General features: G+C 69.7%; 13 protein-coding genes. 7 read left to right on the top strand and 6 right to left on the bottom strand.

Features of this window, described 5'->3' with window-relative positions; all coding sequences use genetic code 11:
* Window positions 1–45: 45 nt before the first annotated feature.
* From AAF430_04550 to AAF430_04560, 3 genes are all read left to right on the top strand, one after another.
* Window positions 46–438 carry a hypothetical protein gene (locus AAF430_04550; protein ID MEM7409491.1) on the top strand — a complete coding sequence of 131 codons (393 nt, stop codon included), beginning with the start codon at window positions 46–48 and terminating at the stop codon, window positions 436–438.
* Window positions 435–2,318, top strand: coding sequence for a DUF3604 domain-containing protein (locus AAF430_04555; protein MEM7409492.1), 1,884 nt, complete (start codon window positions 435–437; stop codon window positions 2,316–2,318). Before AAF430_04550 ends, AAF430_04555 begins: the two co-directional genes overlap by 4 nt.
* An 84-nt stretch (window positions 2,319–2,402) precedes the next feature.
* On the top strand, window positions 2,403–3,185 hold the full coding sequence (locus AAF430_04560; GenBank protein MEM7409493.1) for an enoyl-CoA hydratase/isomerase family protein: 783 nt from the start codon (window positions 2,403–2,405) through the stop codon (window positions 3,183–3,185).
* A gap of 21 nt (window positions 3,186–3,206) precedes the next feature.
* Here the strand turns inward: AAF430_04560 and AAF430_04565 are convergent, their stop codons facing one another.
* Entirely contained in the window at window positions 3,207–4,763 is a 1,557-nt protein-coding gene (locus AAF430_04565; GenBank protein MEM7409494.1) for a carboxyl transferase domain-containing protein, read from the bottom strand.
* A gap of 56 nt (window positions 4,764–4,819) precedes the next feature.
* Here AAF430_04565 and AAF430_04570 point away from each other — a divergent pair, with 56 nt between their 5' ends.
* The gene (locus tag AAF430_04570; GenBank protein MEM7409495.1) at window positions 4,820–6,046 is read left to right on the top strand and encodes a CoA transferase; all 1,227 of its coding nucleotides are present in this window, start codon (window positions 4,820–4,822) and stop codon (window positions 6,044–6,046) included.
* A gap of 1 nt (window position 6,047) precedes the next feature.
* On the opposite strand, the gene AAF430_04575 is transcribed toward AAF430_04570, so the two are convergent.
* Together AAF430_04575 and AAF430_04580 are read right to left on the bottom strand one after the other, a co-directional pair.
* Window positions 6,048–6,776 (bottom strand): hypothetical protein, encoded by a 729-nt coding sequence (locus tag AAF430_04575; protein ID MEM7409496.1) that lies wholly within the window; start codon window positions 6,774–6,776, stop codon window positions 6,048–6,050.
* A 22-nt stretch (window positions 6,777–6,798) separates the two neighbouring features.
* The gene (locus tag AAF430_04580) at window positions 6,799–7,806 is read right to left on the bottom strand and encodes a DUF4105 domain-containing protein (protein ID MEM7409497.1); all 1,008 of its coding nucleotides are present in this window, start codon (window positions 7,804–7,806) and stop codon (window positions 6,799–6,801) included.
* A gap of 85 nt (window positions 7,807–7,891) precedes the next feature.
* On the opposite strand from AAF430_04580, the gene AAF430_04585 reads away from it, so the two are divergent.
* From AAF430_04585 to AAF430_04595, 3 genes are all read left to right on the top strand, one after another.
* Window positions 7,892–8,896, top strand: coding sequence for a TraB/GumN family protein (locus AAF430_04585; protein MEM7409498.1), 1,005 nt, complete (start codon window positions 7,892–7,894; stop codon window positions 8,894–8,896).
* A gap of 65 nt (window positions 8,897–8,961) precedes the next feature.
* Window positions 8,962–10,083 carry an ATP-dependent 6-phosphofructokinase gene (locus AAF430_04590; GenBank protein ID MEM7409499.1) on the top strand — a complete coding sequence of 374 codons (1,122 nt, stop codon included), beginning with the start codon at window positions 8,962–8,964 and terminating at the stop codon, window positions 10,081–10,083.
* 21 nt (window positions 10,084–10,104) lie between these two features.
* Window positions 10,105–11,379, top strand: a complete 1,275-nt coding sequence (locus AAF430_04595; protein ID MEM7409500.1) for a sulfotransferase — start codon at window positions 10,105–10,107, stop codon at window positions 11,377–11,379.
* On the opposite strand, the gene AAF430_04600 is transcribed toward AAF430_04595, so the two are convergent.
* From AAF430_04600 to AAF430_04610, 3 genes are all read right to left on the bottom strand, one after another.
* Entirely contained in the window at window positions 11,376–12,029 is a 654-nt protein-coding gene (locus tag AAF430_04600) for a PEP-CTERM sorting domain-containing protein (protein ID MEM7409501.1), read from the bottom strand. The genes AAF430_04595 and AAF430_04600 overlap by 4 nt on opposite strands.
* A gap of 127 nt (window positions 12,030–12,156) precedes the next feature.
* Window positions 12,157–13,260 (bottom strand): acyl-CoA dehydrogenase family protein, encoded by a 1,104-nt coding sequence (locus AAF430_04605; GenBank protein ID MEM7409502.1) that lies wholly within the window; start codon window positions 13,258–13,260, stop codon window positions 12,157–12,159.
* 19 nt (window positions 13,261–13,279) lie between these two features.
* On the bottom strand, window positions 13,280–14,461 hold the full coding sequence (locus AAF430_04610; GenBank protein ID MEM7409503.1) for an acyl-CoA dehydrogenase family protein: 1,182 nt from the start codon (window positions 14,459–14,461) through the stop codon (window positions 13,280–13,282).
* Window positions 14,462–14,510 lie beyond the last annotated feature (49 nt).

Here is a 14,510-nt window from a genome sequence, read left to right on the forward strand (position 1 = left end):
AGATCCGTGACTGACCGCCTGCGGGCAATCCCGTAGACTGCGCGCGTGCCCTCCAAGATTGCTCGACGCTGGCTCCTCATCGCCGTACTCGCCACGATGCCGGTGCCCTTCTTCCTGGGTGAACTCGAATGGGCGCCGGTGGTTCGCCTCGCCTTCTTCACGGGCATGCTGACCGCGTTGATGGTCGCGGACGGCGGCGGCTTCACCACGATTTTCGGAGTGCTGGGGCTCGTCCAGACGGCGCTCTACGTCGCGCTCTTCTACCTCGCCGTGAGCTTTGCGGTGAAGGGAATCCAGCGGGTGGGCTCGCCCCCCATGCAAGTCGCCGCGGTCGGGACCGTGATCTTCCTACTGGGGGTGTCGTCGCTCCTGCCCCTCTACGAGACGCCTCTGTCGAGCACCCGCGCGCGCTCCGCGATCTGGCACATCTTCGAATGAAGCGCGCGCTGCTCTTCGGGCTGACGATCGCCTTCGCGCTGCCGTCCCTCGCCGTGGAACGCACCGAGGACCGTGCGCGCTGCCAGCTCCACGATCCGCTGAAACGCGCGTGGTTCGGCGACCTGCACGTCCACACCCGGTATTCGCTCGACGCCAACACCCAGGGCACGCGCACGACCCCCGCCCAGGCCTACGCCTTCGCCCAGGGCGAGGAGCTCGGGCTTCACCCGTTCACGACGCGTGGCGAACCGATGCGCCGGGCGAAGCTGGCGCGCCCCATCGACTTCGCCGCGGTTACGGACCACGCCGAGCTCTTCGGTGAGCTCTCGATCTGCAACAACCCGGACGCGCCGGGCTACGACGCGCTGGTCTGCGGCATCTACCGCAACTGGCCGCGGATGGCGTTCTTCGTGATGAACGCGCGTGGCGCTCCGCGCTTCGAGTACTGCGGTGAGGGCGGCGCCGATTGTCTGCAGGCGGCGCGCGGTCCCTGGAACGTGATGCAGGAGGCCGCCGAGGCGGCCTACGACCGTTCGTCCCAGTGTCGCTTCACGAGCTTCGTCGGCTACGAGTGGACGAAGGTCGCGGGCACGTCGGACAACCTCCACCGCAACGTGATCTTCCGCAACGAGAAGGTCCCGGACCTGCCGCCGAGCGCCACGGACGTGCGCACGGCCCGCGCCCTCTGGGATGCCCTCGACGCCGAGTGTCGCGAGGAGAAGCCGGGTTGCGATGCGATCGTGATCCCGCACAACTCGAACCTCTCGGGCGGTCGCATGTTCGCGAACCACAAGATGCAGAGCGAGGAGCCCCTCGACACCGACTACGCGCGGCGCCGTCTCGCCAACGAACCGATCGTCGAGATCATGCAGCACAAGGGCGACTCCGAGTGCCGCGTGGGCGTCGGGACCAGCGACGAGCTCTGCAACTCGGAGCTGCTCCCCTACACGACCTTTCTGGGTCGCTATCTGACGTTCATGGCCCCGGAACCGGAACCGATCAACTTCACGCGCGGTGCTCAGGCGAAGGGATTGCTGCTGGGGCAGCAGCTCGGTGTGAACCCCTTCGAGTTCGGGGTGATCGGCAGCACCGATACCCATCTCGGGACGCCGGGCCTGATCGAGGAGCGCGAGTTTCCCGGTCACGGCGGCGCCGGCATTCAGCTCGGGGTGACGGTCCCCGACGCGCTCCTCGATCGCGTCGAGTACAACCCGGGCGGCCTCGCGGGCGTCTGGGCGGAAGAGAACTCGCGGGACGCGCTCTTCGAGGCCATGCGTCGACGCGAGACCTTCGGCACGAGCGGACCCCGCATCGAAGTTCGCCTCTTCGGCGGGTGGGACTACCCGGACGATCTCTGCGGTCCGCGCTTCGCGCGCGAGGGCTACCAGGGCGGCGTGCCGATGGGCGGCGTCCTCGCCCCGGCCGCGTCGGCCGAAGCGGCTCCGCGCATCGCCGTCTGGGCGCTTCAGGACGTCGGCACCGTCGACGCGCCGGGAGTCCCGCTGCAGCGCGTGCAGATCATCAAGCTGTGGGTGGAGGACGGAAAGACCCGCGAGAAGGTGGTCGATGTCGCCGGCGATGGCAGGAACGGCGCGAGCGTCGACCCCGACACCTGCGAGCCGGAAGGCGAAGGCTTCCCCCAGCTCTGCGAGGTCTGGGAGGACCCGGACTTCGACGCCGACGAACCAGCGCTCTACTACGCGCGCGTCCTGCAGAATCCGAGCTGCCGCTGGCAAGCGTTCGCGTGCAACGAGGCGGGGATCCGCTGCGACGCGACGGTGCCGCCCGGCTACGAGGGCTGTTGCGACGAGCGCTTCCCGAAGACGGTGCAGGAGCGCGCCTGGACGTCGCCCATCTGGTACACGCCGCCTGGGAGCTGAGGCGTTGGGCGCCGTCCCTGTTAGGATCGACCGTCTCGGTCCGCCGACCCACGTCCCGGACCCGCGACACGCGAGGAGAACACGGTGGCGAGTGATCTGATCACCCTCGAGATCCAGGACGGCGTCGCGGTGCTCTCGAACAACCGACCCGAGAAGCACAACGCCGCCAACGATGAGATGGACGCCCAGCTCTGGCAGGCCCTCGGGGAGCTGCACGGTCGCGAGGACGTGCGCGCAATCGTCTGGCGCGGCAACGGCAAGTCGTTCTCGTCGGGCCGCGACACCACCCAGCTCGGCGTGCGGACCGAGGACATCAGCAACCTCGACTTCATCGAGCGCGGCCACGCGGGCACCCAGAACTTCTTCAGCGTCCCCGCGCCGATCATCGTCGCGCTCAAGGGGTGGGTGATCGGCGGGTCCTTCGAACGCGCGCTGCTCTGTGACATGCGCGTCGCGGGGGAGAGCGCGCGCATGATGCTGCCCGAGGTGAAGCACGGGGTGGTCCCCGACTCGGGAGGCACGGCGCGGCTCTTCCAGATGGCCGGCCACGGGCTCGCCGCGGATCTCGCCCTTACCGGACGCGCCCTCGACGCCGAGGAGGCCCTGCGACACGGGATCGTGTCTCGGGTGGTGCCGGACGAAGCCCTCGACGACACCTGCCTCGAGATGGCCCACGAGATCGCCCGCATGCCGGCGTTCACCGTGAAGATGTTTCGGCGGACCCTGTCGCGCCTGGCCGATCCCGCCGTGAAAGCCTCGATCCAGGAAGAGGCGGTCACTCAGGTTCTGACCCAGGCTTCGGACGACTACGCCGAGTTCAAGGCGGCGCGCAGCGAAGAGCGCGAACCGCGCTATCGCCGCCGCTAGCGCGACTGCACGTTCGCTGCCTCAGGGCCGGGGCGCGTAGCGGCGCGGCCCACGCTGCTGCACGAGCACCGGTTGGATCTGATCGATCCAGTCGCAGAGCAGTGCGCGCGTTTCGCGCGGATCGATCAGATCGTGCACGCCAAACTCCTCGGCGCGCGGCAGCATCGACTGGGCGTCGGCATACTCGGCCTCGAGCCGGCTGCGTAGGGCTTCGGGATCGTCCGAGGCCGCAATCTCGCGTCCATGGGCCAGCGCGACGCCGCTCTCGACGGGCATCGAACCGCTCTGGGCCGACGGCCAGGCCACGACGGTTCCGCCCGGCCCGAGGTGCAGCCCGGCGGCTACGCCAAAGCTCTTGCGCACGACGATCGTCAGCCAGGGCACGATCGTCTGGTTCACGGCGAACATCGTCTCCATGCCGTAGCGAATCGTGGCGGCGCGTTCGGCTTCGGTGCCGATCATGAAGCCCGGCTCATCCATGAAGGACACGATCGGCAGGTGGAAGGAGTCGCAGAGCTCGACGAAGCGCCGCAGCTTCTGCGCGCCCTCGGCCGTCATGCTGCCGCCGTGCACCACGGGGTCGTTCGCCATGACGCCCACCGGATGGCCGGCCACCCGCGCGAGGCCCGTGATCTGGGAGCGCCCGTAGCCGGGAGACAACTCGAAGAAGGAGTCGCGGTCGACGACCGCCTGGAAGACGCGCCGCATCTTGTAGGCGCGCCGGCTCTCGCGGGGCACCCAGGTCAGCAGCTTCTCTTCGGCGCGATCGCGGGGGTCGTCGCAGGGGCGCACCGGCGGACCTTCCCAGACGTTCGACGGCAGATAGGAGAGGAAGGCCCGGATCTGGCGCCAAACGTCGGCTTCGTCGACGGCGACGTTGTCGACGACACCGTTGCGCCCCTGGACCTTCGCGCTGCCCAGGTCTTCCTTGGTGGCGTCCTCCCCGATCGCCTGGGCCACCAGCGCCGGACCGCCGACGAGCACCTGCGAGGTGTCCTTCGTCATCACCGAGAAGTGCGACGCGACCAGGCGCCCGGCGGGATAGCCGGCAACCGGGCCCAGCGCCGCGGCGACGAGCGGAACGCTGGCGCGCGCTTCCAGGAGCGCGAGATTCGAGGTGGCGCCGGCGACGAAGTCGTAACCCGAGCGGCCCTTCGTGCCGGTCACGCCGGACACCGAAGCCCCTCCCGCCTCGAGCAGGCGCACGCTCGGGATCCGCAGCTTCGTGGCGAGCCGGTCGGCGTACTCGGCCTTCTGCATGCCGGCGGGCGAGTACGCGCCCCCGCGCAGGGTGAAGTCGTCGCCGCAGACGACCACGGGGCGGTCCTCGATGCGCGCGTGTCCCATCACGGCGTTGGTGGGTGTGAAGCGGACCAGCCGGCCGTCGTCGTCGGTTTCCGAGATCCCCGCGATCCCGCCCTGTTCGCGAAAGCTGTCGGCGTCGACCAGCGCGTCGATCCGCTCGCGGACGGTCAATCGCCCGCGTGCGTGCTGCTTCTCGGTCGCTTCGGCGCCGCCCCCTTCCAGGGCGGCCGCTCGGCGCCGTTCCAGTTCCTCGACTTCGGGCTCCCAACTCATGGCCGCGCATGGTAACGCCTTGCCCGGGACGGGGGCGGCGGGCACCCTCCCGCGCCATGAAGCCCCTCGACGGCATTCGGGTGCTCGACGTGAGTCGGGTCGTGTCGGGTCCCCTCTGCGCGTGGCTGCTGGGCGCCCTCGGCGCCGAGGTGGTCCGTGTCGAAGCGCCGGGGGGCGACGTCACCTGGCTCTCGCCTCCCTTCGTCGGGCCCGACGGGGTCCACGACGGCCGCCGCGGCGAACGCGACCTCGCGCTCTCCCCGCTGCGACGCGGACGCGGCAAGCGCAGCATCGTGCTCGATCTCAAGCACCCGGAAGGGAAGCGCGTCTTTACCGCATTGCTCGCGAAGAGCGACGTGTTGGTCGAGAACTTCGTGCCGGGAGCACTCGCGAACCTGGGCTTCGACGACGCGATGCTTCGCGAGCGCTTTCCGCGCCTCGTCCACTGCAGCATCACCGGCTACGGGCCCGACGGACCCCTCGCAGGGCGCTCGAGCCTCGACCTGATCGTGCAAGCCGTTTCGGGTCTGATGGCGAAGACCGGTTTCGCCGACGGAGAGCCCACGAAGGTCGGCGCCACTGTCGGCGATCAGCTGCCCGCGATCTACGCCGCCCTCGGCGTGGTGGCCGCCTTGCGTCAGCGCGATCGGGACGGCCAGGGGCAGAAGGTCGACATCGCGATGCTCGACACGCTGGTCAGCCTGCTCTGGGACGAGCCCCTCGACCACTACGCGGCGCGAGGCGTGCCCGAGCGCTACGGCAACAGCGATCCGCGCGGTGCGCCCTTCGGACTGTTCGCCACCCGGGATGGCTGGGTTGCGCTGGTGGTCACGTCCCAGGCGCAGTGGGAACAGATGGCGACGCTCTTCGGACGACCCGAACTCGGGCCGCGCTATCCGGACCTCCGCGCGCGGGTGGCCGCGCGCGACGCGGTCCACGCCGTGGTGTCGGACTGGTGCGCGACCCAGACCACCGACGCGGCCGTCACCGCCCTGCACGCCGCCGGCGTGCCGGTGGGCCCCTTGCAGAGCGCCTACGCGGCGACCGCGGATCCGCAGGTCGCGCATCGGGGCGCACTGGTGCCCCTGCATCACCCCGACGCCGAAGCGGATGCCGCGAGTGGGTTCCACGGTCCCGCCTTCCCGGTGCGCCTGTCACGCACCGATACCGACACGACACCGGCTGAACCGCTCGGCGCCAGCACCGACGACGTGCTGCGCGACCTGTTGGAGCTGGACGCCGACGCGATCGCGGCGCTGCGCGACGCGGGCGTACTCGGCTAGGTCAGCGACCGGGCAGCAGCGGCGCCCAGCCCACCCACTGTTGGCGACCGTTCCCGAACGGCGGGCTGCCCCCGTTCCGCGGCTGGCGCACGTGGTAGTTGGTGACCGCCGCAGGTCGGCCCACGCGCCGACCGTGGAAGATCGCGTAGCTCTGCACACCCTCGGGGCCGCGCACGACGCTCGTCACGATGCCCACGTGGGAGACGACCGCCGCCGCTTCCTGCGGCGAGAGCCCGGTGTAGCGCTGGTGCCGCGATCCGTAGAAGACGATGGATCCCGGCCGCAGCGCCTCGGCGTTTCGCAGCTCGGCTCCGCTGTCGACCACCGTGAAGAGACCGCGTGATGCGTAGAACGCCGCGATCCCGTCGGACGAACGCCAGCGCGACGGGTCGGGGAAGGCGCCCGCGGCTTCGGGGCAGTACTCGGCCTCGAAGCGGCGCAACACCTGGTGGAGCATTCCCGAGCAGTCCTGCATGCGCGAGCGGTCGTAGGCGAGACGCTGGGCCTCGAAGTCGGCGCTGATCGCGTTCACGGGCGCGGTCACATCGATCCAACGACCGCCACAGAACGCGGCGTGCCCCGACCCAGCGGGTGTGAGCGCTGCCAGCGAAGAACCGCCGGGCGCCACCGTCGTCGGCGCGGGGGTGCTGCGGGTGCTCGGCGCCGGACTCGCGCAGGCCAGCCCCAGGAGCCCGGCGGCGGATGCGATGGCGAGTGTGCTTCGCGGCATGCAGGTCCTCCTCGTGCGCTGGCTAGGGCGGCGTCGGCGGGATGGGGTCGGGAGCTTCACCGGGCAAGCCTTCCCGGATTGCCCGCGAGAAGTCGGCGTCGTCGGGCAGCGCCTGGGCCCTGGCGGTGATGGCGCTCCGCTCTCGGAGCGTTTCGAAGGGCAACCCGGTGTGGATCAAGCCGCGCTCGTAACCGAGTTCGTCGAGGTGCCCGTTCAACAGGATCCGCCAGTTCCACGGATCCCCAGGCGTGACGGCACGTACGTGGTCCCAACTCGCCGTGGTGCAGTTGCGCGTGGCCGCATTGTACCAGCGCGGCGCGTCGGCGAGCTCGTTCAACTCGGTCAGGTACTCGAGCAGGAGCCCCTTCGCGGTTTCGTGTTCGATCTTCAGCGGGTAGAGGTACACGTCCTCGCCGCGACCGTGGGTGCGCAGACGCACGAGATCGCGTTCGTCGGCAGCGACGTAGTGCAGTTCGAAGCGGCGGAAGAAGCTCTCGATCGCCGAGTACTCCTCGTGCGCCTGTTTGCGCACCTCGATCGAGATGGCGAGGGGCGGCGCGTTCTCGAAACGCCAGCTCGCGATCATGTGCGCGATCCAACGCGGACCCCAGTAGGAGAGGAAGAGGTCCATGCCCTGGAGCTGGGACCAGCGGTAGTGGCGGGTCTCCCAACGCTCGTCGAAGTCCTCGGGCGTGCGGTACTCGAAACAGCGCACGTTCTCGACGGTGATCTCGTCGCCCTGCAGGCGCGCGCGGGGTGTGCGCGAGAGAGGCGCCTCCCAGTTGCGGTCGCTGCGCGGACGCAGAGTCGTCCACCAGAAATAGACGCCGCCGCTGAGCAGCGCGGCGCCGGCCACGCCGTAGATCAGCGGCCGCACCCAGAGGAGCAGCGCGAGGGCGGTCGCCGCGTAGACGAGGGCCATCAAGCGCCCGGGGAGGCGAGAGGAAGGGCCGTCGATCCACAAGGCGGCGCTCGCCCAGGCGATCAAACCGAGCAGCAAGGGCACGGCGACGAGGAACCCGATTCCCACGCCGAGGACACCAGCACATCCGATCGCCGGGCGCACCCGAGGCCAGCCCCGCAGCTTCCGAGAATCGGTCTATGCTCGGGGGGAAGTGCGGCGCTTTCCCCTCCTGCTCGCGGCCCTGCTCGGTCTGGTCCTCCCCGTGGCGTGCGCCACGGAGAGCGCGCCGGCGCCGCCCATCGAGACGCCGATCCTCGACGTCGAGCTGCCCGAGCCGTGGATCGACTTCCCGGCCGCCCCGGGTGGCACCTACGCGCCCGGGACGCCCGCGCGGCCAGGTCTCTGGCGCGCCGAAGGAGACCGCGGCTCCTTCTTCCTGTTCGGATCGATCCACTTCGGCAACGAGGACCTCGCCTTCGGCCCGCTCGTCGAAGAGGCCTATGCGCGTTCGGACGAGGTCGTGATGGAGATCGATCTCTCGAAGGTGGATCCGGAGCAGACCCTGCTGTTGGCGGAGCAGTACGGAACCCTCGAACCGCCGGCGACGCTGGAGAGCGTGCTCACGCCCGAGACCTGGGCGCTCGTCGAGGCGCGCTTCGCCGAGGCGGGCCAGCCCGTCGAAGCGGTCCAGGGCATGCAGCCCTGGTGGCTCGGCTTCGCGTTGGTCCAGGGTGCCTACCTTTCAGCCGGCCTGATCCCGGAGCAGGGCATCGACCGCCAGATCGACGACCGGGCTCGGGGGGGCGCGGGCCCCGACGCGGCCTCGGATCCGAAGCCGGTAATCGGGCTCGAGACCCTCGAATCCCAGCTGCAGACCCTCGCCGACCTGCCGATCCCGGTCCAGGATCGACTGCTGCGCGATGCGCTCGACCCGGACCCGGATCGTGCGGCGGACCCGGCCCAGCTGGTGCGTTCCTGGCAGAGCGGGGACACCGACGCACTGACCGATCTGCTCGACCCGCAAGATCCGGAACTCGCCACCTTCTACGAGCACGTCATCTACAAGCGCAACGAACAGATGGCGCGTCGACTCGAAGACCTGGCCCAGGACGGCAAGCTGCGGTTCGTCGTGGTCGGGCTGCTCCACCTGGTTGGGGAGCGCGGGATCCCGGCGCTGCTCTCGGGCCGAGGCTACGCGGTCTCGCGGATCGAGTAGCGCGGGGCACCGAGTGCGCCCGGTGCATTGAGTCCGCCCGCCGAGCCTCCTAGGCTTCGGGTTCGATGTCGAAGCACGTGGGCATTCTCACCAGCGGCGGCGATTGCCCGGGTCTCAACGCCGCGATCCGTGGCTTCGGCAAAGCGGCGATCCAACAGCACGGGATGGAAGTGTTGGGCTTCCTCGACGGCTTCCGCGGCCTCGTGCGCGATCGCACCCTGAAGCTCGACCTCACCTCGCTGTCGGGCATCCTGACCGACGGCGGCACGATCCTCGGCACCAGCCGCGACAAGCCCCACAAGATGGCCGTGGGCGAACGCGTGCTCGACATGACCGATGCGGTCGTCGAGACCTACCGCCGCCACCGCCTCGACTGCCTGGTCTGCCTCGGCGGCGGTGGCACCCAGAAGAACGCCCTGCGCCTGGCAAAGGCCGGACTCAACGTCGTGACGTTGCCGAAGACGATCGACAACGACGTGTCGGGCACCGACATCACCTTCGGCTTCGACACCGCGCGCCAGATCGCCACCGAGGCCATCGATCGCCTCCACTCCACGGCGACCAGCCACAACCGCATCATCGTCGTCGAGATCATGGGACACCGCGCGGGCTGGCTGACCCTCGGCGCCGGCGTCGCGGGCGGCGCCGACGTAATCCTGATCCCCGAGATTCCCTACGACATCGACGCCGTCGCCGACGCCATCAGCGCGCGCAGCCGCACGGGGAAACACTTCAGCATCGTGGCGGTGGCCGAGGGAGCGATGAGCCGGGTGCAGCAGGAACAGGTGCAGTCCCTGCTCGAGCAGCGTGAGTCTGCGCGCACGAAGGAAGAACGGCGCGCCTTCTCGGCCCAGCTCGACGAGTTCCACGACCGCCACACCGACCATACCCTCGAACTCACCGAGGCCCTGGAGGCGCGCACCGGCCAGGAGTCGCGCTTGACGATCCTCGGCCACCTGGTGCGCGGCGGAACCCCGTCGGCCTACGACCGGCTGCTGTCGACCCGGCTCGGCACCGCCGCCGCAGACCTCGTCGCGCGTGGAGAGGCCGGCGTGATGACCGCCGTGCGCGGCGAGGAGACCGTCGCGGTACCCCTGTCCGAAGTAGCCGGCAAGAAGAAGCTGGTGCCGGTCGACCACCCGTGGCTCGAAGCCGCGCGGCGCGTCGACACGTGCTTCGGGGAATGAGCGTGCAGAGGGAGGTCACCCGTGTCGGCTCCTGACGTCACGTTCCGCGATGCCGGGCTGCAGCCGCGCGTCCTGCGCGCCTGGAACCGCGTCGGCGCTCGGCTGCGTCGCATGGGTTGGGATCTGCCCCGGCTCACGCCCGAGTCGATCGTGGGCGCGGCGCGCAGCCAGGCCCGCCTCGACGACTTCGGCGACGACGGCTGGCGCGAGCCCCTCGACGTCCTCTGCGACTCGATCGAGCGCGAAGCCCAGCTCAGCAGCTTCGGACGCATCGCGCTTCGGGGACTCCTCGTCGGCAGCCTGGCCTCGCGGCTGCGCCTGATCGACTGGGCGAAGCATCACCCCGAAGTGCGCGAGGAGCGCATCGAACGTCCCTGGGTCGTCGTCGGGCTCCCGCGAACGGGGACGACCCTGCTCTCGCTCCTGCTCGGACTGGACCCGGAGATGCGTCCGCTCCTGCAGTGGGAAGCGTCGGAGCCGGTGCCGCCGCCGGACCTGGCCACCCACGCGGAAGACCCGCGGATCGCAGAATCCGCGAAGCGCTTCGGCCAGCTCGAGAACCTCAACCCGGCCGTGCGCGCCATGCATCCCTTCGGTGCCACGCTCGCCACCGAGTGCGTGACGCTCTTCAATTTCGAGCTGCGCTCCCTCGCGCTCGAAACCCAGGCCCACATGCCGTCCTACGGGCGTTGGTTGGAAGGGGCGTCGATGGCGGGCGCCTACGACCTCCACAAGCTGGCGCTCCAGGTGTTGCAGTCGCGCTATCCGACGGGGGCCTGGTCGCTGAAGACGCCCCAGCACCTCTGGCATCTCGAAGACCTGCGACGCACCTACCCCGACGCCCGTATCGTCTGGACCCACCGCGACCCGTTGAAGGTCGTCCCGTCGGTCGCGAGCTTGAACACCGCGCTGCAACGCGCGAACTCGGACCACACGGATCCGCTCGCCGTCGGTCGCGAGTGGGATCGCAAGCTCCACCTCGCGGTCTCGCGCGGGATGGCCTTCGATGCCGCCCAGACCGAACGCGACTGGTGTCAGCACCTCCAGTACGCCGACTTCGTCGCGAACCCGGTGGAGTCGGTCGACCGGCTCTACACCGCCTTCGGCACGCAGGTGAGCCCGCTCCACCGAAGACGCATGGAGGCGTGGATGCGCGAGCGACCGCAGGACGTGCACGGACGCCACCGCTACGACGGCCGCGACTTCGGTCTCGACCGCGACGGGCTGCGCGAACGCTACGCCGCCTACCAGGAGCGCTTCGCGATCCCCGAGGAGCGCGAGAGCCGCGTGCGCTAGCGCGCCGGGTGACGCGCGCGTCGCCAGCCGAACGCCAGCAACCCCAGACCCACGAGCGCCGCGGTGCCCGGCTCGGGAATCACCTCGACCGACACCGACTGGGGCGAGTGCTTCCCCGGGATCGGGAACGCGAAGACCCCACCGTCCTCGAACCAGAACACACGCGGGTCCGCGTTTCCGAGGAGCAGGGTCAGCGCCACGCAGCTCGCGACCGGCGGTCCGGTCCAATAGGTGCAGTCGGTCTCGACCGAAGAGCCCGGATCGCTCGGGCCGCGGTCGAAGGCTTCGAAGAGGATCGAGGCGTTCGGCCCCGCGTTCGGGTCGACCCCGATGCGTCCGGCCCCAGTGGCTGCGTCGTAGAGCAGGAAGAGGGCGTCGGCGCTGGCGGTGACGTAGTCGATGTGGGGTCCGGTGGGGCTCGTGCCGACCTGCAGGGTCGGGCTGGGAATCGCATAGGCCTGCTCGCCGGCCGCCGCGAGATCGACGTCGACGTCGAAACTCGTCCAGGCGCCGAGGGCCTGCCCCGACGCGGCGTCGATCAGGGCGTCGCTGGTCGACCACTGGACCCGCACGGGCGTCGCGGCTGCGGGCAGGGCGAGCAGCGCTCCGGCGAGCGCCCACGGGAACGCGAATCGGAAAATGCGCGGCATCGGACCTCCGGCCCTTCCCAGCCGGGCCATCCTACACCGCGCCGGACCCTGCGCGCAGAGCCGCAGTCAGTTCCCCGACTCCCTGATCCCGGACTCCCCGATTCCCCGCTGCCCCGGCGGAGGCTGGCTAGGCGACCTCGGCCGCGAGCAGCCGCCCGAGCTTGCGGAGCTGGGGCGTCCCGCCGCCGAGGGTGAGCTCGATCTGACGGGCCCACAGGAAATAGCGGTGCAGCGGGTACTCGCGGTCGACCCCGACTCCACCGTGGAGGTGGGCCGCCGCGTGGACGACCCGCTTCGCCCCCTCGGCGCACCAGAACTTCGCCACCGCCACCTGCTTCGCGGCGTCGAGACCCGCCGAGATCCGCCAGGCCGCCTGCCAGGTGGTCAGCCGGATCCCCTCGGTGTCGATGTAGGCGTCGGCGGCACGGTGTCCCACCGCTTGGAACATCGCGATGGGCTGGTCGAACTGCTTGCGGGTCTTCACGTAGTCCGAGGTGAGTTCGAGCGAGGCCTGACAGAGTCCGAGCGACTGGAGACAGAGCGCCGCCGTGGCCCGCTCTTCGAGCCAGGCGATCACGTCGTCGCCGGCACCGATGCCGCCGAGCACGGCGTCCTCACCAACGCGCACGCCCGCGAGGGTGAGCACCGACTCGGGCGAACCGGTGGTGGTGTCGAGCGGGTCGAGCGAAACGCCCGCGGCCTGGGTCTCCACCAGGAACACGGTCGTACGACCGTCGACCTCGGCGGGAACCAGCACGAGGTCGGCGATCGCGGCCGCCGGGACGCACAGCTTCTTCCCGTTCAGCGTGAATCCGTCGCCCTGACGCGCCGCCGTGGTCGGCGCATCGGCCACGAGCGCCGCGGTCAGCTTCACCTGGCCCTGGGCCAGCTTCGGCAGCCAGGCCTGGCACTGGGTGTCGGTGCCGAACTGGGCCAGCGGCAGGGCGCCGAGCACCACCGTCTCGTAGAACGGAATGGGCGCGGTGAAGCGCCCCATCTGCTCGAGGATCGCGGACAGCTCCAGGAAGCCGAGCCCCGCGCCGCCATGGGCCTCGGGAACGGCAATGCCCAGCAGCCCGGCCTCGGCGACGGCGTCCCAGAGCTTCGCGTCGAAGCGCGGGCCATCGCTGTGCTCGACTTCGCGCTGCCGCTCGTTCGTCGACTGGTCCTGCAGGATCTGACGGGCGAGTTCGCCGATCGCCTGCTGTTCTTCGGAAAGAGAGAAGTCCATGGGGATCTCCGGCCGCGCGCTAGTGGCGGGGAATGCGCGGCAGACCGAGCCCGAACAGGCCGATCAGGTCGCGCTGGATCTCGTTGGTGCCGCCGCCGAAGGTGAGGATCAGGAGGCCGCGGTAGAGGGTTTCGAGCTGACCGAGGGCGGGTGCTTCGGGGCAGCCGCGCCGGAGGTAGCCGCGCTGACCGGTGATCTCCATCAGGAGACGCAGGCTCTCGAGGTACCACTCGGTGCCGAACACCTTCGTGGTCGAGGCGTCCGCGGGGGACAACGTGTCCAGCGATGCCGTCCACGCCACCTTCCAGTTGATCAGGCGCAGGAACTCGAGCCCCGCGTAGACGCGGGCGAGGTTGATCTGCACCCACTCCTGGTCGATCACCTTGCCGCCCTCGGCGAGCTCGGCCTGGCTGGCCCAGGCGCGAGTCTCCTCGAAGGCGCGCTCGAGAATGCCGGACGAGCAGATCGTGACGCGCTCGTGGTTCAGCTGACCCGTGATCAGCTTCCAGCCCTTGTTCTCGCCGGCGATGATGTTCTTCGCGGGGACGCGCACATCGTCGAAGAACACGGCGTTGATGTCGTGGTCTCCGATCAGGTCGAGCGGGTCGATGCGGATGCCCGGCGTGTTCTTCATGTCGACGATGATGATCGACAGGCCCGCATGCTTCGCCGCGTCCGGGTCGGTGCGCACCGCGAGCCAGCAGTAGTCGGCGTCACCGGCGAGACTGGTCCAAAGCTTCTGCCCGTTGATCACGTACTCGTCGCCGTCGCGCTCGGCACGCGTGGTCAGCGCAGCCAGGTCCGTGCCCGCGCCGGGCTCGCTGTAGCCGATGCAGAAGCTGATCTCGCCCGCGAGGATCTTCGGGAGATAGAAGTCCTTCTGCTCCTCGGTGCCGTGGGCTGCGATCGTCGGTCCGACCGTGTTGATCGTCAGCATCGGTACCGGAGCGGTGCAGCGCATCGACTCGTCGAAGAAGATGAACTGCTCGATCTGGGAGCGTCCCTGTCCGCCGTACTCCTTCGGCCAGCCGATCCCGAGCCAACCGTCCTTGGCCATCTCACGGACGACCTCTCGGTGCACGGGGCCACAACCATGCTCCTTGTGGAGCTGGTCGCGGATCTCGGGCGTGAGGAGCTTCTCGTAGTACGCACGGAGCTCCTTGCGGAGCGCTTCTTGTTCTTCGGTGTATCCGATGTACATGGGCACCTCGGGCCGTAGCGGCCGGCGATTGAAACGTGTTCTATTCTGG

The sequence above is a fragment of the Myxococcota bacterium genome (genome assembly GCA_039030075.1).
In the GTDB taxonomy this organism is placed as follows: Bacteria; Myxococcota_A; UBA9160; order UBA9160; family SMWR01; genus JAHEJV01.

Bases quoted from the DNA above. Each gene is read 5' to 3' on its own strand.
- AAF430_04555 (MEM7409492.1), top strand. From the start codon at position 435: ATGAAGCGCGCGCTGCTCTTCGGGCTGACGATCGCCTTCGCGCTGCCG.
- AAF430_04565 (MEM7409494.1), bottom strand. From the start codon at position 4,763: ATGAGTTGGGAGCCCGAAGTCGAGGAACTGGAACGGCGCCGAGCGGCC.
- AAF430_04570 (MEM7409495.1), top strand. From the start codon at position 4,820: ATGAAGCCCCTCGACGGCATTCGGGTGCTCGACGTGAGTCGGGTCGTG.
- AAF430_04575 (MEM7409496.1), bottom strand. From the start codon at position 6,776: ATGCCGCGAAGCACACTCGCCATCGCATCCGCCGCCGGGCTCCTGGGG.
- AAF430_04590 (MEM7409499.1), top strand. From the start codon at position 8,962: ATGTCGAAGCACGTGGGCATTCTCACCAGCGGCGGCGATTGCCCGGGT.
- AAF430_04600 (MEM7409501.1), bottom strand. From the start codon at position 12,029: ATGCCGCGCATTTTCCGATTCGCGTTCCCGTGGGCGCTCGCCGGAGCG.
- AAF430_04605 (MEM7409502.1), bottom strand. From the start codon at position 13,260: ATGGACTTCTCTCTTTCCGAAGAACAGCAGGCGATCGGCGAACTCGCC.
- AAF430_04610 (MEM7409503.1), bottom strand. From the start codon at position 14,461: ATGTACATCGGATACACCGAAGAACAAGAAGCGCTCCGCAAGGAGCTC.